The 24,988-nt window shown below is 44.8% G+C and carries 22 protein-coding genes; 14 read left to right on the top strand and 8 right to left on the bottom strand.

Translation table 11 applies throughout. The features are described 5' to 3' along the window. Positions 1-24: 24 nt before the first annotated feature. The 3 genes from ACYVGO_RS12555 to ACYVGO_RS12545 form a co-directional block, all read right to left on the bottom strand. Positions 25-444 (bottom strand): hypothetical protein, encoded by a 420-nt coding sequence (locus tag ACYVGO_RS12555; RefSeq protein WP_460969562.1) that lies wholly within the window; start codon positions 442-444, stop codon positions 25-27. A 15-nt stretch (positions 445-459) separates the two neighbouring features. Continuing rightward, the gene (gene pheT / locus ACYVGO_RS12550; RefSeq protein WP_460969561.1) at positions 460-2,889 is read right to left on the bottom strand and encodes a phenylalanine--tRNA ligase subunit beta; all 2,430 of its coding nucleotides are present in this window, start codon (positions 2,887-2,889) and stop codon (positions 460-462) included. 142 nt (positions 2,890-3,031) lie between these two features. After that, the gene (locus ACYVGO_RS12545) at positions 3,032-3,676 is read right to left on the bottom strand and encodes a DUF1684 domain-containing protein (RefSeq protein WP_460969559.1); all 645 of its coding nucleotides are present in this window, start codon (positions 3,674-3,676) and stop codon (positions 3,032-3,034) included. A 301-nt stretch (positions 3,677-3,977) separates the two neighbouring features. On the opposite strand from ACYVGO_RS12545, the gene ACYVGO_RS12540 reads away from it, so the two are divergent. The 8 genes from ACYVGO_RS12540 to ACYVGO_RS12505 all read left to right on the top strand — a co-directional run bounded on the left by ACYVGO_RS12540 (position 3,978) and on the right by ACYVGO_RS12505 (position 11,238). Further along, a complete protein-coding gene (locus tag ACYVGO_RS12540; protein ID WP_142771235.1) occupies positions 3,978-4,385 on the top strand; it encodes a sugar 3,4-ketoisomerase in 408 nt (135 codons plus the stop codon). After that, on the top strand, positions 4,382-5,473 hold the full coding sequence (locus ACYVGO_RS12535) for a DegT/DnrJ/EryC1/StrS family aminotransferase (protein WP_460969558.1): 1,092 nt from the start codon (positions 4,382-4,384) through the stop codon (positions 5,471-5,473). The genes ACYVGO_RS12540 and ACYVGO_RS12535 overlap by 4 nt, the downstream gene beginning before the upstream one ends. Positions 5,474-5,580: 107 nt before the next feature. Next, the gene (locus ACYVGO_RS12530) at positions 5,581-6,519 is read left to right on the top strand and encodes a glycosyltransferase family 2 protein (protein ID WP_460969557.1); all 939 of its coding nucleotides are present in this window, start codon (positions 5,581-5,583) and stop codon (positions 6,517-6,519) included. Positions 6,520-6,586: 67 nt separating this feature from the next. Further along, a complete protein-coding gene (locus tag ACYVGO_RS12525; RefSeq protein WP_460969556.1) occupies positions 6,587-7,351 on the top strand; it encodes a class I SAM-dependent DNA methyltransferase in 765 nt (254 codons plus the stop codon). 47 nt (positions 7,352-7,398) lie between these two features. Next, positions 7,399-7,992, top strand: coding sequence for a riboflavin synthase (locus ACYVGO_RS12520; protein ID WP_460969555.1), 594 nt, complete (start codon positions 7,399-7,401; stop codon positions 7,990-7,992). A gap of 155 nt (positions 7,993-8,147) precedes the next feature. Beyond that, a complete protein-coding gene (locus ACYVGO_RS12515) occupies positions 8,148-8,924 on the top strand; it encodes a PASTA domain-containing protein (RefSeq protein WP_142771240.1) in 777 nt (258 codons plus the stop codon). A 24-nt stretch (positions 8,925-8,948) separates the two neighbouring features. Beyond that, positions 8,949-10,853 (top strand): T9SS type A sorting domain-containing protein, encoded by a 1,905-nt coding sequence (locus ACYVGO_RS12510; protein ID WP_460969554.1) that lies wholly within the window; start codon positions 8,949-8,951, stop codon positions 10,851-10,853. A 91-nt stretch (positions 10,854-10,944) separates the two neighbouring features. Continuing rightward, positions 10,945-11,238: a rhodanese-like domain-containing protein gene (locus ACYVGO_RS12505; protein WP_142771242.1), complete on the top strand. Its 294-nt coding sequence runs from the start codon at positions 10,945-10,947 to the stop codon at positions 11,236-11,238. Positions 11,239-11,302: 64 nt separating this feature from the next. Here the strand turns inward: ACYVGO_RS12505 and miaA are convergent, their stop codons facing one another. Further along, positions 11,303-12,187: a tRNA (adenosine(37)-N6)-dimethylallyltransferase MiaA gene (miaA, locus tag ACYVGO_RS12500; protein WP_460969553.1), complete on the bottom strand. Its 885-nt coding sequence runs from the start codon at positions 12,185-12,187 to the stop codon at positions 11,303-11,305. A gap of 423 nt (positions 12,188-12,610) precedes the next feature. Between miaA and ACYVGO_RS12495 the strand changes: the two genes are divergently transcribed. Next, complete coding sequence (locus tag ACYVGO_RS12495) at positions 12,611-12,949, top strand: winged helix-turn-helix transcriptional regulator (protein WP_142771244.1); 339 nt, start codon at positions 12,611-12,613, stop codon at positions 12,947-12,949. A gap of 61 nt (positions 12,950-13,010) precedes the next feature. Continuing rightward, positions 13,011-13,646 carry a hypothetical protein gene (locus ACYVGO_RS12490; protein WP_460969551.1) on the top strand — a complete coding sequence of 212 codons (636 nt, stop codon included), beginning with the start codon at positions 13,011-13,013 and terminating at the stop codon, positions 13,644-13,646. A gap of 65 nt (positions 13,647-13,711) precedes the next feature. Here the strand turns inward: ACYVGO_RS12490 and ACYVGO_RS12485 are convergent, their stop codons facing one another. Both ACYVGO_RS12485 and ACYVGO_RS12480 read right to left on the bottom strand, forming a co-directional pair. Next, the gene (locus ACYVGO_RS12485) at positions 13,712-14,509 is read right to left on the bottom strand and encodes an outer membrane beta-barrel protein (RefSeq protein WP_142771246.1); all 798 of its coding nucleotides are present in this window, start codon (positions 14,507-14,509) and stop codon (positions 13,712-13,714) included. A gap of 8 nt (positions 14,510-14,517) precedes the next feature. Then, a complete protein-coding gene (locus ACYVGO_RS12480) occupies positions 14,518-15,870 on the bottom strand; it encodes an SGNH/GDSL hydrolase family protein (RefSeq protein WP_460969550.1) in 1,353 nt (450 codons plus the stop codon). A gap of 216 nt (positions 15,871-16,086) precedes the next feature. On the opposite strand from ACYVGO_RS12480, the gene lysM reads away from it, so the two are divergent. The 4 genes from lysM to ACYVGO_RS12460 all read left to right on the top strand — a co-directional run bounded on the left by lysM (position 16,087) and on the right by ACYVGO_RS12460 (position 19,742). After that, entirely contained in the window at positions 16,087-16,554 is a 468-nt protein-coding gene (lysM, locus tag ACYVGO_RS12475; protein ID WP_142771248.1) for a peptidoglycan-binding protein LysM, read from the top strand. Between the two features lie 175 nt (positions 16,555-16,729). Further along, positions 16,730-17,641 (top strand): DUF937 domain-containing protein, encoded by a 912-nt coding sequence (locus tag ACYVGO_RS12470; protein WP_460969549.1) that lies wholly within the window; start codon positions 16,730-16,732, stop codon positions 17,639-17,641. Between the two features lie 58 nt (positions 17,642-17,699). Then, positions 17,700-18,584: a S1 family peptidase gene (locus ACYVGO_RS12465; protein WP_142771250.1), complete on the top strand. Its 885-nt coding sequence runs from the start codon at positions 17,700-17,702 to the stop codon at positions 18,582-18,584. 75 nt (positions 18,585-18,659) lie between these two features. Further along, positions 18,660-19,742, top strand: coding sequence for a M20 family metallo-hydrolase (locus tag ACYVGO_RS12460; protein ID WP_460969548.1), 1,083 nt, complete (start codon positions 18,660-18,662; stop codon positions 19,740-19,742). Here the strand turns inward: ACYVGO_RS12460 and ACYVGO_RS12455 are convergent, their stop codons facing one another. Together ACYVGO_RS12455 and ACYVGO_RS12450 are read right to left on the bottom strand one after the other, a co-directional pair. Next, entirely contained in the window at positions 19,743-20,291 is a 549-nt protein-coding gene (locus ACYVGO_RS12455; RefSeq protein ID WP_142771252.1) for an RNA polymerase sigma factor, read from the bottom strand. 309 nt (positions 20,292-20,600) lie between these two features. Continuing rightward, entirely contained in the window at positions 20,601-24,596 is a 3,996-nt protein-coding gene (locus ACYVGO_RS12450) for a hybrid sensor histidine kinase/response regulator transcription factor (RefSeq protein ID WP_460969547.1), read from the bottom strand. Between the last annotated feature and the right edge of the window lie 392 nt (positions 24,597-24,988).

Here is a 24,988-nt window from a genome sequence, read left to right as displayed (position 1 = left end):
CTAATCCCCGGAGCCAATTTGGGTTTATGACAAACTACTCAAATGAGCTATGCACCGTTCTAATTCCCGGATATACTCGTCGAGTTGTTGTTTTAATTCAGCATTCGTATCTTTATCAGACGGGTTGTCTTTTACAATTATACCACTATCTTTTGAATTTGGTGTATTTTTTTCTGGGATAGTTGTTTTTTTACGTAGTTCAATCACTAATTTCTGCTCCTCTTTCAGGCTTTCCTGAAGCGCATCGTTTTCCCGCTCTAGCTGCTCTATCTGCTTTTTGGCCTCCGTATACAGGCCAGTGAGCGATACGAGTTTGTGCTCGAATCGCTCCACCAACGCAACGATTTGTTTTTCGCTAACCACGGTTTTAATGAGTGAATGAGCGAATGAGTGAATGAGTGAATCAATGAATGCAGATTGTTTGCTATTCACTAATTCGCTCATTCACTCATTCACTCATTATTTACGGATTACGGCGCCTAGTTCCTGCTCGAAAGCACTCATGAGTCGCTGCATGGTTTTGTCAATAGCTGAGTCGTTAAGGGTTTGCGCTGCGTCCTGTAACATAAAACTTACAGAATAAGCTTTTTTATCCGTACCCAGATTTTCGCCCTCATACACATCAAAAACATTTATAGAACGCAATAACTTCCGCTCCGTTTGGCGTGCCAGTCGGCTAATTTGCTCGAAGCTAACCCCTTTGTCGATAACCAGCGATAAATCGCGCCGGACTTCGGGGAATCGAACCACTTCTTCATACCTAGCCTTACTGGTAGCCAGTTTCAGGAGGGCCTGCCAATCAAAATCAGCGTAAAAAACAGGCTGTTTCAGATCAACCAACTTGGTAAGTTTGGGTTGTACGAGCCCTAAACTGACAATTGGTTTCTTATTCACTAGGTAGGTCAATCCATACTGGAATAAGGTTGAATCGGCAGTTTGCGTCTCGAACGATTTAATCCGGAACAGGTTCAACACGCGTTGCACAGCGGTTGCCAGATCATGGTAAACCACTGTCTGGTTTTTCTGAAGCCAGCTTTCAGGCTGTTGATTACCACTGATGGCTAAACTTAGACGCATACGTTCGATATACTTAGTCGAGCCATCTTCAAGTTTTACTTTATGATAGACCTTGCCAAATTCAAACGTCTTTAAATCCTTTTGCCGACGGTTCAGGTTGTATACCAATGTTTCCAGGGAGGAAAACAGGAGGGTTTGCCGCATTACAGACAGCTCGTCGCTCAGTGGGTTCAGCAAGGTTACATCGGTACCCGGCAATGATGCCCGGATGGCCTCATGATACGCTGGACGCGTGAGCGACAAGGTAAGAATTTCATAAAATCCGTTAGCCGCCATGAGTTGCCCTACGCGACCTTGCCATTGATCAGGATCCGTTTTAGGGAATTCTGATAGTGAATCGGCTGCTAGATGAACTGACAATGGGACGTTGTCCAACCCATAAATCCGAAGGATTTCTTCAATAACATCGGCCTCGCGCGTAACATCAACGCGGTAGGGGGGGACTACAGCCACAAATCCTTCGGTACTGATCGCTTCAGCCTGAATATCCAGTGCTTCCAGAATTCGATGGATTTCAGTATGATCAATCTGAATGCCAATTAACCGGTCAATGTTCCGGTAGCGGACAGATACCTGAAACGGTTCAATAGGATTCGGGTATCTGTCTGTAATCTCGGAACTAATTGTTCCTCCAGCCACCTCTTGAATGAGTAGTACAGCCCGTTTCAGGGCAAATACTGGCATGTTAGGATCGGTCCCCCGCTCGAATCGGAACGAAGCATCGGTTTTCAGGCCATGATGCTGAGCCGTCTTCCGAACGGAAGCAGGAGAGAAGTAAGCGGATTCCAGAAAGATGCTAGTGGTTTGGGCCGACACGCCCGAATACTGACCACCAAATACACCCGCAATACACATAGGCTTTTCAGCATCGCAGATCATCAGATCAGTAGCGCTGAGTTTGCGTTCTACACCATCGAGTGTCACAAAGGGTGTACCTTCGGGTAAGGTTTTTACAATGACTTGCCCCCCAGTAATTTTAGCCGCATCGAACGCATGAAGGGGTTGGCCGAGATCATGGCAAACGAAATTCGTGATGTCAACAATGTTGTTGATCGGATTCAGTCCAATACTCAATAGCCGTTGTTTTAGCCAATCAGGAGATTCGCCTACAGTGAGGCCCGTGATCGTTACGCCTGCATAACGTGGGCAGGCGGCTTCATCTTCGACCCGCACATCGAGGGTTAGATTGGCGTTATCAACCTTGAACGCTTCTACTGAAGGTAACCGCAAAGGCCGATTCAAAACAGCTTTCAAATCCCGGGCTGTGCCAAAGTGGGAGGCCGCATCAATCCGATTGGGGGTTAGACCAATGGCAATCTGGTAATCGGCTTCGAGGTTAAAATAACAGGCAGCGGGCGTGCCATTTGGTAGATCGGTACTAAGTACCATAATACCAGCATGCGACGTTCCAAGTCCAATTTCATCCTCGGCGCAGATCATACCTTCGGAGGCTGCTCCACGAATTTTGGCTTTTTTAATCTGAAAGGGTTGGCCAGAGCTGGGGTGCAACGTGGCTCCTACTAAGGCTACTACTACCTTCTGGCCAGCGGCTACATTGGGAGCTCCGCAAACAATGGGAAGGGGTTGGCCCGTGCCAACATCTACCGTTGTCAGGCTTAGTTTGTCGGCGTCGGGGTGTTTGGCGCAGGTGAGTACTTCACCAATGACAACACCTTCCAAGCCACCTGGTATGGCCTCAATTTTTTCGACTCCTTCCACTTCCAGACCCGTTGACGTTAGCAATTTGCCAACTTCTTCGGGTGACTCAGGCAATTCAATAAACTCTTGTAACCATTTATAGGAAACTTCCATACAGAGGCAATGCAGATAATTACCACAAAGGTAAGGAGAAAGTGATGTAAGTGGAGTGCGTGGAGTCAGTGAAATAGGTGGCGTAAGTAGAACTGAATAGTTACGCCACCTATTTCACTGACTCCACGCACTCCACATAGCCCTACTCATGGGCTATGTATTTCTCTCCTGCTTTAACGGCTATAGGTAGTGTATTTTCGGGTGGAGGAAGGGGACATGAGTACCCTGAATTGTAGACACAGTAAGGGTTATAGGCGGTATTAAAATCCAGGATAGCCCGATTAGTGGTTAGTTTGTCTGGATCAAGTTCCAGGTAACGACCTCCTCCATAAGTTTCTTTTCCTGAAGTTGCATCACGGAACAGAATGGAATAGGTGTTTTCGAGCTTTACAACTAATAATCGGCAGGTCTCTCCATTCAGGCTAAATACCGCATGAGCAAACTTGTCATACACCTCTTCATTACCATCACTCATGCGCACGACAAGTTTCTGGGTTTTATCGGCAAAGGGTTCCAGGCGGGCTATGACACGATAAGCTGGATCGGGAGAAAAATAGCGTAGTCCAGCAAAGGTTGCTTTATCCTTGATGGGTGATTCACTATCGGTTCGAAAAAACTGATCTTTCTTAGTCCGTGCGGCATCTAGCTGCTGGCGGTAGGTTACTGGGTTGACCGACTCGTCCAGACCGTCGGCTGATGTCATATTGCCTCCATCGAAAAAGCTGTAGTACAACACTACTAGGACAATTAAAAATAGACCTGTAAGTAAAAACTTATTTTTTTGCATAACTCCTGTAAGTAAACAATTTGTAAATCCATATCCAGCCAACAGCCAATGGTGATAAGATGAGGATTTCGTAATGGATCAACTATTATAATGTATTTTTGAGCGCTGACGAAATAATTTACATCAAAGGGGATTTTTTGCTTGCCATACAATCTTATTTTGTCGGTAAAGTTGTACGATTTTAGCATATCCTTAGAAGTATAGATAAGTAGCTTTTTAGATACTTCTTACTTTAATGGTATTTTAATATATTTAAGGCCTTAAATGACCTTTCTGGTTTCAAACGTAACTTACTTTGTAAATGGCACAACTTTACGAATTAAAAACATTTACATCGGGCAATGGTAATCTAACCGTTTTTGAAGATATCATTCCGGGTGTAATTCAGCGTGTCTTTTATATTTATGAAGCTGGGAAGGCAGCTCGGGCTGGGCATCGGCACCACAAGGCCTGGAATGCCCTCATTTGCCTGAATGGTAGTTGCCATGTATATTCTCACAATGGGCGTGAAGAACAAACATTTGAGTTGACAAATCCACGCCAATGCCTGGTACTGGAGCCTGAAGACTGGCACCTCATGGATGAGTTTTCAAGCAACGCTATCTTGCTGGTTGTTTCGAACGAACTCTACGACAAAGACGATTACATCTACGAACCTTATCCAAATAGTCGGCGGATTGGTGAGCCGATTATGGCTGATTCAGAATGATTTCCTTTCTGGATCTGAAGCGTGTGAACGAGCCGCATGAAGTAGCTATTCGTACTGCTGTTGAGCGTGTTATTGAGTCTGGATGGTACATTCTTGGTCGAGAAGTTGACGCGTTCGAACAGCAATTTGCCAACTACTGTCAGACGAAACACTGCATTGGGGTTGCCAATGGTCTCGATGCACTGACATTGGTCTTAAAAGCATGGGACTTTCCAATTGGCAGTGAAGTCATCGTAGCGTCAAATGCCTATATAGCATCGGTGTTAAGTATTACTCATGCGGGCCTGACTCCGGTTTTGGTTGAGCCAGATCCTAGAACTTACCTACTAGATACAGCCCGAATTGAGCCTGCCATTACAGAACGTACAAGAGCTATTTTGCCCGTTCATCTCTACGGCCGCTGTTGTGATATGGATCCTATTCATACACTGGCGCAACGTTATAAGCTAAACATACTTGAAGATGCGGCCCAGGCCCATGGAGCGGTTTATGGCGAAAAGCGAGCGGGTAATTTGGGCGATGCCGCAGGCTGGAGTTTTTATCCAAGTAAAAATCTGGGTGCACTAGGAGATGCAGGTGCTATTACGACCAATGATGATGCCTTGGCTAATCAACTTCGGGCGTTGCGAAACTATGGTTCAGCGCAGAAATACATCACTGATTATCGGGGCCATAATTGCCGACTAGATGAGTTACAAGCGGCTATATTAGCCGCGAAATTACCAGCGCTTAACTCAGAAAACAGTCGTAGGCGTGCGCTTGCCCGGATGTATTTAGCAGGTATTCGACATTCTGACGTGACCCTACCGCCAGGCGATCAGATTGAGCAAGATGTCTGGCATTTGTTTGTGATCCGCCATCCCCGGCGCGATGACCTAAAAATTTATTTACGTGAACGGGGCATCGGTACCGATATACATTACCCTATTCCACCCCATCATCAGCGAGCTTACGCATCCTTTGCACATCTTTCGCTACCAATTTCGGAGCAAATACATCGGGAAGTGCTTAGTTTGCCACTCAATCCGTCAATGACAGATGAAGAAGTGGCCTATGTTATTGATACAGTTAATGGGTTTAGTGAGTAGTGAAAGTAAGTGAAAGTGGTTGAGTAAGTGAACTAAGCACCACCATACTCACTCCACCTACTTTCACTTACTTCTACCATTTCACTAACTCCACTTACTTTCACACTATGAATCTGTCTGTTGTCATTCCTGTCTATAATAGTGAACGAACGATCGGTCCGTTGGTTGAACGATTGCAGACGTGTCTGACCGGACGGTCGTTTGAGATTGTTCTGGTGAATGATGGTAGCGCCGACCAATCGGAAGCGGTTTGTCTGCAATTGGAAAGTGAGTTTTCGACTGTTCAGTTTATAGCGCTGCGTCGAAATTTTGGCGAATTCAACGCCGTACTATGCGGCCTTAATCATACGTCTGGCGACTATGTAGTTATTATCGACGATGATTTTCAGAATCCGCCTGAGGCTATCCTAACACTCATCAAGCATGCAGAAACGGGGCAGTATGACGTTGTTTATAGCCGATACGCTCAGAAACAACATCATTGGTTTCGGAATCTGGGGAGCTGGTTGGTCAATACATTGACGACCTACTCAATTGGAAAACCCCGCGATTTATATTTATCAAGCTTCAAACTGATTCGGCGCGAGGTTGTTGAGGAGATTATCCGTTACCGAGGGCCGTATCCATATATCGATGGGCTAATTTTCCGGGTAACGCGAACTGTTGGTAGTGTGGAGGTGCCACATAATAGTCGCGCTGAAGGTCGATCAAACTATACCGCTCGAAAGCTAATAGGCCTGGTCCTGAATGTATTTATTGGGTACTCTCTTTGGCCAATTCGGGTATTTACTATACTTGGTGCAGGCCTGTTCGGGCTAGGCTTACTGATTGGAATTTTGTTAATAATAGGTTGGTTAACCGGACTATTTTTTAGTCCAGGCTGGGGTATTGTACTCTGGGCCATTGGAACGGGTCTAGGATTACAAATGCTCTTTCTAGGTGTTTTAGGCGAATATCTTGGTAAGTTATTCATGGCATACAGTGGTTTGCCAGCGTATGTGGAAAAAAAGGCAGGGAGCGCGGAGCAGGGAGCAGGGGAAGGTTAACTTACTATGTTCATTCGAGTAGAGCAGTCTTCCCTGCTCCGCCCCCCATCCTCTTTACTTCTATACTATGATCGGTCGTTCGGAAGAATATGCGAAAATGTTTCAGTTGGAAGGCCAGCTATGGTGGTATCGTAGTTTGCACGAACGGGTCGAGCAGGCTCTGCAAACTCAGTTTGGCAGTCGACGCGACATTCGAATTTTAGACGCAGGTTGTGGTACCGGTGGTATGCTGGATTTTCTACGTCATAGGGGCTATACGATCCTTCAGGGAATTGATGGATCTGCTGATGCCGTGGAGTTTTGCCACGAACGCGGTTTTTCGGTTACGCTATTGGATTTGACAAAACTCGCTAGCTTTGAACCAGACGTCCAATATGATGTAATTATCTGTAATGATGTGTTCTGTTATTTTACCGAGGCTGATTTGCCACCACTCTTATCTGCTTTGAGGCATCGGTTAAAACCCAATGGTATTTTAGTAAGCAACAATAATGCGTTCAGCGTATTTGAAGGACAACACGATATTGCTGTTGGCATTATTAGGCGGTTTGTTCTGGCTGATTTTGAGCACCTACTACCACAGGCTGGCTTGACTATAAACTACGCCACATATTGGAGTTTTGTTCTTTCGCCCGTGATTTTGCTAATTCGCCAATGGCAACGATTACAATTGAAACTTGGCTGGCAAAAGCCTGAAGATGCGAAGTCAGATGTCTACCTCCCGAGTGCCTGGATCAATGAAACCCTCTATCATATTGCTAAGACTGAACAAAAACTTCTGAGCCGAACCCCGTTCGGCAGTTCTCTGTTTATAATAGTCGGTAAGTCATGACTTACCGACCGCACGGGCGGCCCCGTTATTAACTTATTGACTATTTTATGTTTACTGGTATTGTTGAAACAACTGGCCGGGTATCGGCAATTGAATCAGAAGGAACCAACCTGACGTTTCGGATCGATTCATCGTTGGCTTCTGAGTTGAAAATTGATCAAAGTGTGAGTCATAATGGGGTTTGCCTAACGATTACCAGTGTGAGCGATGGAAGCTACACCGTGACGGCCGTGGATGAAACACTCAAAAAAACCAACCTGGGAAACGTAAAACCTGGGGATCGGATTAACCTTGAGCGCTGTATGCCCGCGAATGGCCGGTTCGATGGCCACATTGTGCAGGGGCATGTTGACCAGACTGGTATTTGTACAGCTATTCAGGATTTAAATGGTAGCTGGTTATTCGATTTTCAGTATCAACCCGATACTTCCGGCAATGTGACCGTCGAAAAAGGGTCTATTTGTATCAATGGCGTCAGTTTAACCGTTTTTAATTCACAAACTGATCGTTTTCGGGTAACTATTATTCCGTATACGTATGAGCACACCACATTTAGCGATCTCAACGTTGGTGATACGGTCAACCTGGAGTTCGATATTATTGGGAAGTATATCAAAAAAATGCTCGGTGGCTATCAATAACCGATTTACTTTGTATTTGGTGGAGTGAGTTGATTATGTGGAGTAAGTAACTAGGTCAATTTGTGAGTTGAGTTTAACCGATTTACTTTTACACTGACTACACCTACTTCACTAACTACCCTTACTCCACCACAAAACTATTTCACCAATTCCGAATGACTAAAATCAGCACCCGCTCCTTTTCTGACCTGCTGATTAATATTGGCATTATCTTAGCCCTGGTGGCTGTTCTATTTCTGGCCTTTTTCTTTGTTTACCTGCCCTTTACAACCAATCACGGGCAGACGATCACTGTACCCGATGTAACAAAGCTTAGTTTCGATGAGATGCAGAATCTTCTGGATGATCGCGACCTTCGGTATGAGGTCAGTGATTGTACGTTTGTAGCTGGAGCACAGCCGCTAACGGTTATTCAGCAGTATCCACGGGCTAATGCGAAAGTGAAAGAAGGTCGTAAAATATATTTGACCATTACAAAACGAGTAGCGCCAATGGTGCCAATGCCTAAGCTCGTGGACCTGACACTTCGTAGTGCCGAGTTAAACCTGAAGTCCTTGGGGCTGGAAATAGGAGAGCCAATTTACGTGCCTGATGTAGCCAAAAATTCGGTGCTTCGGCAGCTTTATAACGGCAAAGAAATTGCCCCTGGAACCCCCGTTCCCAAAGGAGCAAAGATTGATCTGGAAATTGGGGATGGCCTCGGAAGTACGATGTTTGAGATTCCGAACGTTGTAGGATTACCCCTCGACGAAGCCGAAGCCGCTATTCGTGGTTCTAATTTGAAAGTTGGCACGAAAATTTCCGTTGATGACCCGGAGAAGGAAGTCGGCACCGTGACCAAGCAACGACCCGAAGCCAAGTCTGGTGAACGTATTCGCGTTGGCGAAACAATGGATTTGTGGATCGTGGGGCCAATTGAGCCGAACCAATAAAAACACTTTCGGCACGACTGCCAAATGGGAATTGATTTACTTACTCAGCCGTCTACACCTGTTATCCGACGATTTTTGCGCGGCTTATTGTTGATTGTAGGTAGCCTATGGGCTTCGATAGCTGTGGCACAGACATCGTTGCAACTACCATTTTTCGATGATTTTGCTACAGCAGCAGCCCGTGCTGGATCCACTCAGCCCGACCCGGCTCGTTGGGTGACGGGCAGTGGTGTGTACATTAATAACACGATGGCCATCAACCAGCCCACCATCAATGTGGCTACGTTTGATGGACTCCAGGCCAATGGGCGGCCTTACGTAAGCAATAATCCGTTAGAGCAGGGATATACTGATGTGCTTGAGTCGAGGCCAATTAATCTGATTGGTTTATCGGCCGGTAGTGGTGTTTATCTCAGTTTTTATTGGCAGACCAAAGGCCTCGGCGAATTGCCTGATCCTGGCGATACCTTGTCGGCTCCACAGGGAAGTCCCCCCATTCTTCAGGCTGGTGATTCATTAACGCTACAGTTTAAGGATGTAACCGGTATTTGGAAAACTGTGTGGGGGAAAGCCGGTGGTCAGGCAGACAGTACGTTTAATCAGGCGTTTGTTCAGGTTTCCGATGCCCGCTATTTCTATGATGGGTTTGCCTTTCGGTTTCGCGCGTTTGGCCGACGTTCTGGTCCGTTTGATACCTGGCATATTGATTATGTTTATCTGAACAAAGGCCGATCTGCGACGGATAAGTATATGATTGACATAGCTACGCAACGAGCGCTTAGCCCGCTTTTGAAACGTTATACTGCTATGCCGATGTCGCAGTATAAAATAAAAGGAGCCGCTGAACTGGCTGATTCGGTTAGCACGGTTGTTAAGAATTTGATTAATAACCCAAATCCAGTCTCTTCTCGTTTCAGAGTTCAGAATGATGTAACCGGGCTCTCGTTGCAGAATGACGTGACTGGTGATATATACGTAAATGGGTCCCAGCGGAGGAGTGTGAAACCGAATGCGTATGTCTTCGATAATACGGCTACCAAAGCTTTGTTGCGTTACGAAATCGACTTGCAAACAAGTGATAATCAAAACTCGATTTTTCAGCGTGATCCGTCTACTTTACTCAGAAATGATACAATTTCGGCAGTAGCTGCGCTTGATAATTATTACGCTTATGACGATGGTTCCTGGGAATATGCCCAGCAAATAAGGCAGCGAGAGCAAATTGCTGTGCGATTTATTCTGAACAAACCCGATACGATTGGGAGTGTTCGGGCCTGTATTGTGCCCTTTACAACTGACCAGACAGGCCAACCCTTTGTGATTACAGTCTATGCGAATCAAAATGGTAAACCGGGTATAGCGCTTTACCAGCAGTCATTTCCAATGCAATATCCAGATACACGCAACGGGTTTGTTGATTATAAATTTACCCGAAGCGTAATTGTGAAGGATACATTTTACATTGGCTATCAGCAGATTAGTAGCAGCGACACTACCTTTTTACGGTTGGGGTTTGATAAAAATAGCCCCTTTGGCGAGAATATTTTCTACAATGGGGGGACTAATTGGGAACAGAATCTCCAAAAGGGAACGGGAGGGAATTCCGCTCCTCTATTACAGATACAGGGTGCATTTATGCTGAGACCGGTAATGGGTGGTAAACTGGCCGTTGTAACGGCCACAACGGAACCGGACCCAGTAGTCCCGCTTCGAACGTATCCTAATCCAACATCGGGCCGAATTCAGTGGGACGATCCACGCCTAACCCGATTGGAGGTGATAAGCAGTACGGGCAGGTTAGTGCATACAATTGAACCAGAACGCGGCCAGCAAACGTTAGACTTGAGTTATCTGCCCGACGGCTTATATATAATCCGACTTTTTGCTAATCAGCAGACAACCGTACAGAAATTAATCATTCAACATTAGAGTTGGTAAGTCGTGAAATGGGTGGAGTAAGTCTTTAAGTTCCATTTACATATTCCACCCATTCACTACGTACTGACTACCAACTAACACCATGGATATTACCGTACAGGAGCTCAAAGAGCGAATCGACAAAGGCGAGAAACTGAATCTGTTTGACGTTCGCGAACCCGACGAGTACGAAGCCGACAACATCGGCGCAACGCTTATCCCACTTGGCGATTTGTCGTATCGTTTAGATGAACTCGATGGGCTGCAGGATGAAGAAGTAATTGTGCATTGCCGGTCAGGTAAACGCAGCGGTATGGCTCAGCAAATTCTGGAGCAGAATGGATTTAATAACGTCCGCAATGTACTTGGCGGAATGCTGGCCTACAGAGCGCAGTAAAGATGTAGGATATATGATGTAGGATGTATGCCTTTCGCTAGACAATATAGCCTACATCATATATCTAAATACATTGAATAATTCCTTCTACATCGTGCGGACTCACCCACGTATAATTTCCCTGATTGCGGAACCAGGTTAGCTGCCGCTTAGCGTAACGTCGGGAGTTACGTTTCAATAGACGCACCATCTCGTCATAGTCATACAGACCATCCAAATACGGAAAAACTTCCTGATAACCAACTGTTTGAAGAGCTGGTAAATGCCGATAGGGAAGTAGCGACTGGACCTCATCGACCAGGCCTGCCGAGAGCATATCATCCATGCGCGTATCAATCCGGGCGTATAATTCCTCGCGTGGGCGGTCGAGCGCAACCAGCACCGATCGAAAAGGCCGCTCGGCAGATTGCTGCTTACGAAATGACGAGTAAGGCAGCCCCGTTGTCAAACATACTTCCAAGGCTCTGGTTACACGAATAGGATTTTGTAAATCTGCGGACTGAGCATACACAGGGTCTACTTTTCTCAATTCGGCCTGAAGTACAGCTAAGCCTTCCTGCTGAAGTCGGGCAAATAAATGTTCACGAAGTGATGGCTCGACCGATGGGATATCGTCGAGGCCAAAGCAAACCGCATTGATATATAAACCCGTTCCACCCGATAGAATTACTATATCATTTTTCTGGAATAATTCGTTTAACAAATCAAGACATTCCCGCTCGTAGCGCCCAGCATTAACTGGGTCATTTATTGAGTGCGAACTAATGAAATGATGCTGTACACCCTCCATCTCGGCGGGTGTGGGTTTGGCCGTGCCAATACTAAGTTCACGGTATAGTTGTCGCGAATCTGCCGACACTACAGCTGTTTGTAAGATTTGAGCTAGTTGAACGCCTATTGCTGTTTTGCCAACAGCAGTAGGACCGGCAACCACAAGCAATGTTTTCAAAAGCTGACTAGACTAAATTAGAAACTCTGCAAAAGTAAATTATAGCTGGTTGCCCAAAAGCTACTTTATGCAACCAATGCTACAAATTATTTTAATGGAAAGTAGTATGGCACTGAGTTAATTATTGGGTGGTAACGTTGATGAAAGTGCCATTTATGTAAAAATAAGTCACTTACTACTTCACGATTTGAGATTCATAAGTGCCAACAAGTAGTAGGGCAATACTATTCCTAAACGAGCTGTTTTGAATACGTTTTTTTTGGGATTGATTAGCAGATAGTTACGCTGATTTTTTTTATTTGTTTGGTTCGTGAAAATAGTTTGTGTTATAGATTAATCACAAATATCTATATTTGCTCATATTGTTGCAAGTGCCTTTTAATCAATGTGTTACCTACCAAAAGGTTAGTGAAAAACCTCCTCATGAATAAACAATTGACTAGTCAAAAAAACACCGATGCTACGCAATTAGCCCTTAAAAAAACCTTAGATATTATTTGTGGAAAGTGGCGATTATACATTATTTATCAACTAGGTACTGAAGCTCGGCGGTATGGTGAATTAAGACGCATGATCCCTGAAGTAAGTGAAAAAGTTTTAATTCAAGAGCTTAAAGCATTGGTTAACTTAGGTGTTATAGAAAAGAAATCCTATAATGAGGTACCGCCCCGGGTTGAATATAGTCTGACAGTTAAAGGAAATAAAGTGTTGCCTACGTTGCTCAAACTTACGTCAATTGGCGAAACCTTCCTGGAGCCGTAGTTGAATCAACTTTTTTTGATTCCGTGTCGTTAGGTATTGACATACAAAGTAAGCGGAGTCAATGAGTACAAAGGTGTATTGTTTGGTCATGGGCATGCTCGGGTACCTCCAGTTAGTCGAGCCACGCTTGGCTAAGGGGAGCCGACAGTCCACGGATATACATAACCGGATAGCTCAACAATTACGCACCAAATTACCATGGGGTTCTGGACAAGTAGCTCCACACTATTCAAAGGCGTTGCGATTCAATGTGTATAGCTTTAGTGTACTGGCTGCTGACACTGGACGCGTACGCGAGGTGATTGTTAAAGCCTACCGAGGTGAGTTGCTTCTGACCAATTTTCGTGTTCGAATTGATGGCGCTGTTGTAGGCGCTGAAGTGGCCGACTTAGATAACAATCGCTTTCCTGAATTATATGTGTACAGCACCAGCGATGGCAGTGGTTCATTTGGTCATGTACATGCCTGGCAGTTTCTGCCAGAACGAAAAGCTGATATTACAGTACCGAACTGGCGTGTGACCCTTCCGGAAGGCTATATGGGTCATGATAGCCTATGGGTGGAACGAGATATATTCTGCCGCAAATACCCGATTTATCGATCTGGCGATGCCAATGCGGAACCTTCAGGGGGCTTCCAGATGGTGCGCTACCGGCTTAAGCCAGCTGGAGCAGGATTTACGCTTGCGGCAGAATAATAAAAGTCGTTAGCTAACAGACAATAGTACTAGCGCCTGTTAGCTAACGACTCATTAACGATTCCTTAAAACACTTTAAAACCAAGTGAAAGGGTAGCAATACCAAGAAAACCTTTGATGCCCGTGTCTTTATAAACACCACCAACGGGAGCCGCATAGCGTAGATCAACATCTAAAAAGGGAACCGGTGTATAGCCTACTCCCACTTCCAGCGCATAGGTGAAATCTTTAACTTCTAAATTTTGCGCTTCATACTTGTTCAGCAAGTTGGTCTTGCCCGTAGTAGCCGGAATATCCGTTTTTGGAAAAGCAACGCTGGAATTAGCGTTCAGTACACCTGAAGTAGTACGGGTAGCTTCGGCTTTCTGAATAAAAATGAAGTTTGGGCCAGCATACCCACGAAGTTTTCCACCCATCCAGCGTTTCCCAAACAGAACGGGGACATCAACAGCCTCCAAGACAGACTCCGAAACAACATTTAGCGTGGCATTTAGTATACCCGGCTGTACACTAACGGGTAAGGCATTGGCTAGAGCTGCATTCGCATTGACATCGACCGTAATAATGCCTACCTGATTCAGAACAAAGCGATTATAAGTGACTTCTGCCTGAATAAAAAAGTTGCTGAAGTTTTTCCGTGCCCACAAACCGCCTGAGTATCCATACCCAATTCCATTGTTTTTATTTTCCAGGTTGGGAACCTGAACGCTGCCTACTGCCTGGCCTGGAATGGTCGTATAGCCATGGGTAAATGTGCCACCGCCTTTAATACCAAATTCAACAGTTCGGATCGTATTCTGAGCTATAGCTGCCGACGTACTCACCAGGAGTAGCACGGCAAATGAAAGTTGACTAAGTTTCATAAATGAGTTTATTGTTGCAGCAAAACACGACGATAGTTAGCAGGATTAACCTGCGGAATGGTCGCACTATATTTTGCATTGATTCCTTTAATGATTTCGTTGGCCATCAGTGCGTAACCAGCAGGAGTTAGATGAATACCATCGAGGCTGAATACACCCCCCTGAATAAAGCTGGATGTATAGGTAATGCCACCCTGAGAAATCCCCCCCGCTGTGGCTGCCTGATTTAAAACCGTATTCGGATCAACATAAGCTACCCCTTTGGCATCGGCCTGTGCTTTCATAACCCCATCATAAGCTGTAATAGCAGCATTCAACGCAGTTACTTCATCGGCATCCAACACATACTGGGTTGGCAATGGATTTGTTGCGCTTAATCCATAAGGCCCCGCCTTCGTTCCAACTGCGGTACTGCCAATTTTAGCATATTCCAGCGCATTCGGAATCATAAGTAAATCTCCTGTCTTCGTAGCGCGTACTCCCTGCGCTGTTTGAATAACCAGGGCGGTTATTGCGGGCGTAGGATTGTTAAGCGCTAAGTTGATTTGGGCTACAGCCAGCGGTACAGTTAGTGTTGCGAAGTATGGCGTTGTTGTGATATTGGGAATGCCAATGACAACGCCTTTGCGACCGCCTTCTGTCAGTTTGTTCATTGCCGCCGTAAAGTTTGTCGTGAACAGCTCAATAGGTGTAAGTGGTACTGTTCCTCCATTTGTGGCATAACCAAGTGCATCGTTGTTCCCTAACCAGCACGAGAAGAATGTCGCTCCATTCAGGTTATCACTCATGTACTGAAAGTAGGTTGTGGCTGGGTTAGCCACTAACCGTTCGAAGTATTGATTTCCCTGAGTGGAGCCATACCCTACTGTTAATATATCGGATACCCGAATGCCGGGAACGCCTAAATTCTGATTGGCATCTGTAAATTTGGTTAATAAGGGTGAACCGCTGGCTGTAGTTCCTCCTCGGGCGGCCCCTGGAGCTACTTGTGCAATAGACGTAATCAGGCTGGTAGGATCAGCGAGCGAGGGTACGCGGATAAGCTTGAGATAACCCGCACCAGCCGCCTGTGTTTCGGTAAATAAAGGTTGCACAAAGCTACCGCCACCAACGGTGGTGAACTGGCCTGCCAGAATACTGGGATACGAGTTAAGCTGGCTGTCTCGGTAAAGACCGCCGTCGGCATACCCAGCCGTTAGGGAGTTGCCCACTGCCACGTATTTTGTAAAGTCGGCACTGCCTTTGGTTGGCACAACGGTAGTGGTACCCGCATTGGGATCAATGTCATTGTTCGTGCAGGCATTCAGCCCAACCAATATGGTCAGCGCGAATCCCCACCGAAACCTATTCTTGACTTGCATTCGAATGTATAGGTTGGTTGAAAGAAAGATAAAATTGTAAAAAAAGAACGCAAAAGTAAGGTCTTTCTGTTACCCGGCGGCCAATTAATCGTCAAATCCATACCAGAAAGCCGGAAGGAATTAAACAAAGCTTGAACGCAATCTGTTGTTTGTCACATATGAGTTGGCGTTATTGCCAGCCATTATTACATGTTTCATTAAAACTATACTAAGCCAATGGGTCTTTTATCATTTTTTAAGGGAGTAGGCGAAAAGATTTTTCACAAAGACGAGGTAGCTCCCCAACCAGCAGAAGCTGAGAAAGTTGAACCCGTTCGGGCACAGGCGTTACTTGACCATGTGAAACAACTGGGGCTTGCCTACAATAGTTTGACTGTTAAAACAAAAGGAGATACTGTTACCATATCAGGTTCGGTAAAGTCGCAGGAAGATTCTGAGAAAATTGCTCTGGCTGTAGGTAATGTTGAAGGTGTATCAGCCGTAGATAACCAATTGGTTGTTGATGAACCAACACCAGAAGGTAAATATTATACCGTAAAATCGGGTGATTCGCTATCGAAAATTGCTAAAGAGGTATATGGTGACCCCATGAAATATGGCGTTATTTTTGAAGCCAATAAGCCTATGCTGAAAGATCCCGATTTGATCTATCCTGATCAGGTATTACGGATTCCGCAGCTGTAGTTTCGAACAAGAAAGGATAAAGGAATAGGTCTATAGATACATAAAGTTGGCTGGCATATCTCACCAACTTTATGTATCTATAGACCTATTCCTTTATAACCCGAGAGAGAATAATATTAAAACGAACATTCAGGCACAAGGACGGTTTTATTGATCTCAACTCAATGAAAAACTCATGGCCGCTCATTTATTATCATACCTGAAAGAACAGTTCACCCCTGCTGTAGTTGACCAACTTAGCAGCGATCTAAACGAATCATCGGCTACTACTTTAAAAGCCATTAACGGCTCGCTACCGACTCTACTGGGAGGACTTACACGTCATATCCAGAATTCAGGCGGAGCCTCATCACTTATTTCGTTTTTAGATAAAGAAAACTACGGTGCAACGCCTTTAGATGTGAGCCAGTCGATAGGTGAGCACTCGGTTACTAGCGAAACAATTACTGCTGGCCGTGATTTCCTGGATCATATTTTTGGCGATAAACTTACCCGGGTTCTCGAGCTCATTGGCTTGTATAGCGGTGCAAAGCCACAATCGGTACAGGCAATCCTAATACAGGTTGGGTCTGTCTTGATGGGTGTTTTGGGCCGCCAGGAACAGGAAAACGGGTTAACGGCCGAAAGTTTAAAAACCTTGCTATTGGGTCAGGCAACAGAGTTTAGGCAGGCATTGCCTAGTGGGCTGGATGGCGTGGCGAGTTTATTAGGTTTCAATGATCTTGTAACGCCCACTGGCCCGCTGACCGAAGTACAGGCCACCGATAACCTCAGCGGGAACGTTATTAATCCCAATATTCCAAAAAGCGCAGAAGGAGATCGTCGCCATGAAAATGTACGCTGGCTTCGTTGGGCTATGATTGCCATAGCTGTACTGGTATTTGCCCTGCTTGTGCAGAAGTGCAGCGAAAACCAGAATGGGGTTGATGGCATTAGTACCGACTCGACCGCCCGAGTTGAACCAAATTCCGTAGAAGATACGTCGGCTGCAACAAAAGAAAGCGTTCGGGAAGCTCATGGGCAAGCGGCTGATTCAACGGCACCCGGTCCACTTGGTATCCGTGATTCATCTAAGGTTAATCGGTAAGTGTGTTGAGATTGGTTAACTTGCAGCCTTACTTACCTCACTAACCTGCCGACGTTTTATGTTTGTTGACGCCATTGAACGCGTTGATTTGTTTACCAGACCTTTACATTCGATTGTCAGACTCTACGGGCATGATGGAATTGTGCCTGGAACTGCCACTCTATTTTTTGTGAATCAGGAAGGCTATGCCATTACCTGTAAACACGTTGCTGACCTCGTTGCCCAGGCTGACACCATTTATCGTAATTATCAGGAATTTCAGGGGGCACGCCGAAATGTGCTGAAGGAAAAAAATGCGGCTTATCTGGTAAGCCAATTGGAAACGAAGTTTAAATTAGGAATTGACACCATTATTCGGATACGGAATAATTTTGTTGGATGCGTTGACCAATTTCAGCAATTACATATCGAACGTCACCCGACTCAGGATTTGGCTTTGCTACGATTTGAAGGCTATAGCCGTCTACTCTACCGATCGCATGCTACGTTCCTGGGCGATACAACCCGCATCAAGCCGGGTCGTAGTTTATGCCGTTTAGGGTATCCCTTTCCCGAGTTTACTAATTTTCGCTATAATCCTTCGATCGACGATATTGAATGGAATACTGTAGGACGCACTAGTTCACCATCGTTTCCAATTGATGGGATTGTAACTCGTTTATCGGGTGATGCAACTGGCGTTACGGGTATTGAAATGAGTACCCCTGGGTTGCGGGGCCAAAGTGGCGGCCCCCTGTTCGATAGTAATGGACTTATTTACGGAATGCAATCGGCCACGAGTCATTTACATCTTGGCTTTGATATTGAGGATCATGAAGTACTCGTAAATGGTCGTAAAAGGCGAGTTTCGAATTATCCTTTTCTGAACGTTGGAAAGTGTGTTCATGTCGATGTAATTAAAGCCTTTTTACGGGAAAAAGGAGTATCGTTTTATGAAGGATAGTGAGTTAGCCTGAAAGCCGAATAAGTAAAGACTTTGGCGCGTTGGCTGTATCTTTGAGCGGCCAACGCTTTATTTATGTCTCAACTAGACGAACAATCAACGCAAATCGCCCTTACTACTGATGCATTTGCGTTGCTAAAACGCCTGATTTCGATACCATCATTCAGTCGGCAGGAAGAGCAAACCGCAACGCAAATCGAATCGTTTTTTCAGAAAAAGCAAATTCCGTTTAAGCGGCTTAAAAATAATGTCTGGGCACAGAATAAGCACTTCGATTCGTCTAAACCAACACTGTTGCTGAATTCGCATCATGACACCGTTAAGCCAAATCCGTCCTGGACACTTGATCCGTTTGAGCCTCTTGAGCGTGACGATAAATTGTACGGACTGGGTAGTAATGATGCAGGGGGCTGTCTGGTGTCGTTACTAGCCACATTTGCCTATTTCTACGACCGGCCCAACATGGCCTATAATATGGTTATGGCAGCTACTGCCGAAGAAGAAATTTCGGGTCGCGATGGGCTGGAGCTGCTTTTACCCGAATTGCCACCCCTTAGTTTTGCTATTGTAGGCGAACCTACCGAAATGCAGTTGGCCATTGCCGAAAAAGGATTACTTGTACTTGACTGTACGGCCCATGGTGTGAGTGGCCATGCCGCCCGCGATGAGGGCGATAATGCCATTTACAAGGCTATTCGGGATATAAACTGGCTTACAACGTATCAATTCCCAAAGGTGTCGCCAACCCTTGGTCCCATAAAACTTTCCGTAACCATTATTAATGCAGGTACTCAACATAACGTTGTGCCAGATACCTGTACATTCACAATCGATGTGCGGGTCACGGAACAGTACACGCTCGAAGAAGTCATTGATACGATCCAGGCAAATATCAACGCCACGGTAAAGCCCCGATCCATTCGGCTCAAACCATCCTCTATTCCAATCAATCATCCAATTGTGCAGGCTGGTCTGGCACTGGGCCGTTATACATATGGCTCCCCCACAACCTCAGATCAGGCTGTACTGAACTGCCCGTCGCTCAAATGCGGACCGGGCCATTCGGCCCGGTCGCACTCGGCAGACGAGTTTATTTATAGCAAAGAGATAGCTGAGGGTATAACGGGCTATATCCAGATGCTGGAACAAATAATTTGATTAGTTATCATACACAGTGGTACACATAGTCTGAAGCTTATCACGAGTTCGTAATAATCTCATCTTAATAGCGCTTTCCGACAAGTGAAACTGCTCACTAATTGCTTTAATCGATAAGCCCTGCTCATATTTGAGCCGTAACAGTGTTACTTCCTGAGCTGGTAAATCATTCATCATACACTCCATAATATGCCATTGACTTGCGGTAGACTGATCTGATTCTGCTACTGAATTTATTGTTGAATCGGAGAGTAGCTCTACTTGCATCCGTTTGCGCAGCCTAAGTTGGTCGAGACAGTGATTATGCGCAACGGAGTAAAGCCAGGTAGAAAATGATGAGCGATTTTGGAAGGTCTTTAACTTGACAAATACTTTGATAAAAATATCCTGGGTAAAATCTTTAGATGTTTCAGGATCTTTAGTCATTGAAAGACATTTCTGGTAAACTTTACCAACATAGCGATTGTAAATGGCTTCGAAACTGTTTTTGTCCTTTGTGCTCTGACAAAAAGTAGTGACTTTGTTGTCAGCTGAATAAGCTTTTTCCATGATGTAGTGGATGGTTTTAAGTAGCGCAAGAGAGCATCAGCTCGCTGGTAGTCGATTTGCTCATTTGCTTTTAAGTTACGGTAGATGGTAAACGCACTGCGGGTACTGAAAAAGGACTTTAATGCATAAGTTAGATTTGTTAATTTAGGATTGTCAATAAAGATATAATGAACACTCAAAGGTCACTTACCTATTTAACAAATGCGGGTAGTTTTGTATCAAAAACCGGTACTTACATCCCAAGTAACTGATTTTTACCTACTATGTATATTATTGTATTCTATAAGTATACATAAAAGTGGTTGATGGCTAATTGTTTCGGGAAAAGGTAGAGGGGGGCATTTGATACACTTTCCGGAAAGAACGGGCAAAATAAGAGGGATCTTCGAAGCCGACCAGATAAGCTGTTTCGGATACAGAATGGCCTTGGCGTAGAAACTGGGCCGCTCGTTTTAATCGATAATTACGGATGAATTCGCCTGTTGATGTATCGGCCAGTGCTCTCAACTTCCGGTGTAAATTCATTCGACTCATGCCACTGGCTACCGTGAGTTCTTCGGCACCGAACGTTGCTTCGTCAAGATGGTCTTCTACTATCTGACACAATTTTTCAATGAGTGGATCCGTAGGAACAGGGGTATGGACTGGAGGGTCGGCACTCGTGATACTGGCCAATACCCATTGTTGCAATTGACGACGCTGCTCCAACAGATTGCGTATCCGTAATTGAAGTTCCTGAATATGGAATGGCTTGGCAATATAATCGTCGGCTCCTAATGATAGGCCTTCCAGTCGGTCATCGACAGATGCTCTGGCTGTCAATAAAACAACCGGGATATGGCTGGTACGTAGATCTTCTTTTAACTTTTGGCAAAGTGTATAACCATCCATAACAGGCATCATAACATCACTGATCACTAAGTCTGGAATCAGGTTGATGGCTTGGTGCCAGCCTTCAGATCCGTTCTTAGCTTGATGGACTGTATACAAATCCGATAAATTTTCGAAGATAAACTCACGTAAAATTTCGTTATCTTCAACAAGTAATATCAACGAGGTTTTGTCAGATCGGTTTTCGTTCTGGCTAACCACGGGTATAGTTGCCGGTTCGATAGCTATGCCTGAGTGAGGGGCTGAAACGCTAGTAGCTGGGCGATAGGGTAAATAAATGGTAAAAGTGGTTCCTAGACCTGCCTTGCTGGTCACCAGAATTGTTCCTGATTGAATTTCTACCAGTTCTTTAACTAAGGCTAACCTGATTCCTGGACTTTCCTGTTCAATGGGTTGACTATTTTCTCCCTGATAAAACCGGTCGAAGATGCGAGGGAGTTCCTCTGGCCTAATGCCAGCACCATTGTCAGAAACGGTTATCTGTATCCAGGAACTGTGAGCAGGATGTTTACCAGTTGATTTATTGGATTCAGGAGCGGAGACATTTAAACCGACATTGACTTTTCCGCCTATGGGTGAAAATTTCAGCGCATGAACGATCAGATTAGTTATAATCTTTGCCAGTTTTTCTGAGTCGAACCAATACTGCGTATGCAGAGTGCCTGCCTGAAAAATTAATTGGATGTTTTTTGTTTTTGCCTGGTAATCAAATGAGTATACTAGTTTTTTGATAAATGTCTTCAGGTCTCCCAAGCTTTCATTTAGCCGAAGTACATTGGTTTCTGCTTTCGACAGATCTATTAATTGATTGACCAACTCCAGAATTTGAGCTGCATTTGTATTGATTAAGTTCAGTTGATACTGGTCCTCATTACTATGTAAGCGTTTCTTCAATGTTTCTACCGGCCCTAAAATTAAGGTTAATGGAGTTCTGAATTCATGGGCAATATTGGTGAAGAAACGCACTTTCATGGCATCAACTTCCTTGAGTTGCCTGGCTTCTTGCTGGTGTAGGTAGGAACGAACCAATATATACCCTACTGCCAACAGGCCAACGAGATAGATGAGAATAGCCCACCAGGTAGCCCACCAAGGCGGGCTAATCACTAAAGTTAGCACCCGGATATTCTTGCTCCAGATCCCCGATGTATTCGATGCATTTAACTTCAGGCTATAGCGTCCCCACCGCAAATCGGTATATTGTACAATAGGTTCATTGCTTTCAACCCATTGCTGATTTAAACCAACCAATTGATAACGATACCGGGTTTTTCCCTGCCGATTGTATTGCAAAGCAGCGTACCTAATGGTTATAAAATTTTGGTTATAGGGTAGGTCCAGATGGCTTATAGCCTGAACAGGTAGCGAGTCGGTGAGTGGGCCGGGTAAAATTGACTGGTTATTGAGTTGAATATCGGTGATTTGTGTGCGTGGCTGATAGGTATCATCCTGTAACTGATTGGGATAAAAAGATGTAATTCCTTCCAATCCTCCCAGTAGAATACGGTCATCAGGCAGATGTAGAAAATGAAAATGATTGAATTCATCTTCCAAAAGCCCATCGTCATGTGTATAAGTGCGAGTCTGAAAAGACCGGCGATCCATACGGCAAAGTCCCTGATTGGTGCCGATCCACAAAAAGCCCTGTTTGTCGGGAATAGCGGAGTAGATTACATTATTGGGTAAACCTGTTTTGGTAGAAAATCGACGACAGGTACCGGTTCGTTTATCAAAACGACACAGGCCATTGCCGAATGTACCCACCCACAAGATGGTTTGGTCAAGGGGATCATCGAATACACAAAATAATTGGTTGCTACTCAGCGAAGCCGGATTCTTGGGCTGATTTTTATAGGAGCGAATCTGTCCAGTACGACGATCTATCCGATAAAGCCCCTGTGTTCGTGTTGCCAGCCATAAAGCCTGATTATCAACTACGAAATGAAGTATCTGCCCATCTACACCGGTTGGCAACGGAGCGTTTGATTTAAATCCATCCAATCGCTTTTTTGCCCGGATCGGATATTGAAAGCGACGCCATTCACCATCTTCGTACCACGTTGCCACCGAATCTGTTACGACCCACACGTGACCTGTAGGATCGGTTGCCATCGGCGCAATTGGGTAAGTCCAGCTATGTTGAGCAAGTAAAGAAACAGGGAAGGGAATTGGCGTAATTTTCTTTGTGTTCAGATCAACCTGATAAAAGTGCTTGTCGCCCATATTGAACCAAAGTTTCCCGAACTTATCGAGCGTATGCCTGAAAATATAGGGCGATGCGTTTGCTGCTCCAGCAGGTACCTGATTAGCAGGTATCCCCAATTCCCGTTTGAATAGATCATTGTAGAAGTTGCGCTCGTAGGGCACAGCCTTAAACATACTGGGTTTGAGATTGTATTTAAGAATGCCCGTTTTGTTGGTGCCTGCCCACAGCACATCTGAACGGTCGATAAGCAAGCTGCGAAATACTGACTCTCCAGTCAATGTCGCCAGTACGCTTATTCCTTTTGATTCACTGAACCGACACAGCGTGTTGTATTGATTAAAGTACACATCGCCCTGAGTAGCCACCACCATACAAGCCTGATTCCATTGCCCAGTAGGGCTAGTATGGACAGGTAATGCAAATGACCGAATACGGCCAGACTGGGGAGCCAACATCATGATAGAGTTGCTTAATAGGATAAACATCTCACCATCTGGCCGCAATTTGATCCCTCTTATATCATTATACGGAAGAACATACTGATTGAAACGGGCCGTTCGCGGGTCTAAACGATATAGTCCGGTTCTATTCGACATCCAGATAGTTCCTTGTTTGTCTTTAACGAAAGTGCCGAATTCTGAAAAAGAATCTGGGCTAGCCTGATACGTATAGTGTCGTAAGTGATAGGTATCTGGATCGATACTGGCAACCCTGTTTGAAATAAAACTAAGCCATAAACGGCCCTGTCCATCGAAGTAATGTGCATGGACGATATCCCGACCGAACTGTCGTTTGAAGACAGGTTGCCTGGAAATATTGATGAATTTTTCCGTTACCGGGTCTATAATATCAATGTCATTGTATTCACTGAATACCCATATTCGCCCCCGCTTATCAAGACTCAAACCAGAAAGGCTTAATGATGAAATACCTGGATTACCATCTGTAGTTGGCTGAAACACTTTAAAATGGTTGCCGTCATAGCGGCATAGGCCATCACGAGTAGCCATCCAGATAAAACCCTGACGATCCTGCACAATGGCGGGCACAAAGGCCTGAGGTAAACCTTGTTTGCCGGTAATAAGCTCAGGTTGTGGTAAGGCAACAATCTGGCCATATACTGATAGTCCGCTTATAGGAATAAACGTCAGTAAAAATAGAATTGATAATAAGACTATTTGCCGATAATAAATCAAAACCGGATGCATTTGTCAGATCTGGCAAAAAATATCAAGTATCTGGCTGGGAATTATCCAGTAAAGCAACCAGATAGCTCTAACTTGTTGATAAGTTGATTAGCTTCTCAATAAGGGTATGCAATATAAACATAATCTAAAAATCAGTTTACTATATTTTAGCAGTCTTTAACGGCTTGACTCTTAGACCAATAATGATACACATTCGTCTGATAAGAATAGCTAATTTTCGTATTAACATTTGGCATTTGCTGTAGAGGTATACTAAATAAAATTTTATATTATGTTTAATGATTTGATAATCAATCTGTTGAAGATACTTTTAGTTGCGGGAAGGTGGCTGATAACTAGGTTGCAATAGGTGTTTCGATGCATAGGTGCCACACCGTTTGCGCTTTTCACTT

The organism is Spirosoma migulaei (assembly GCF_054776855.1).
This window is presented reverse-complemented; position numbering and strand designations above follow the sequence as displayed.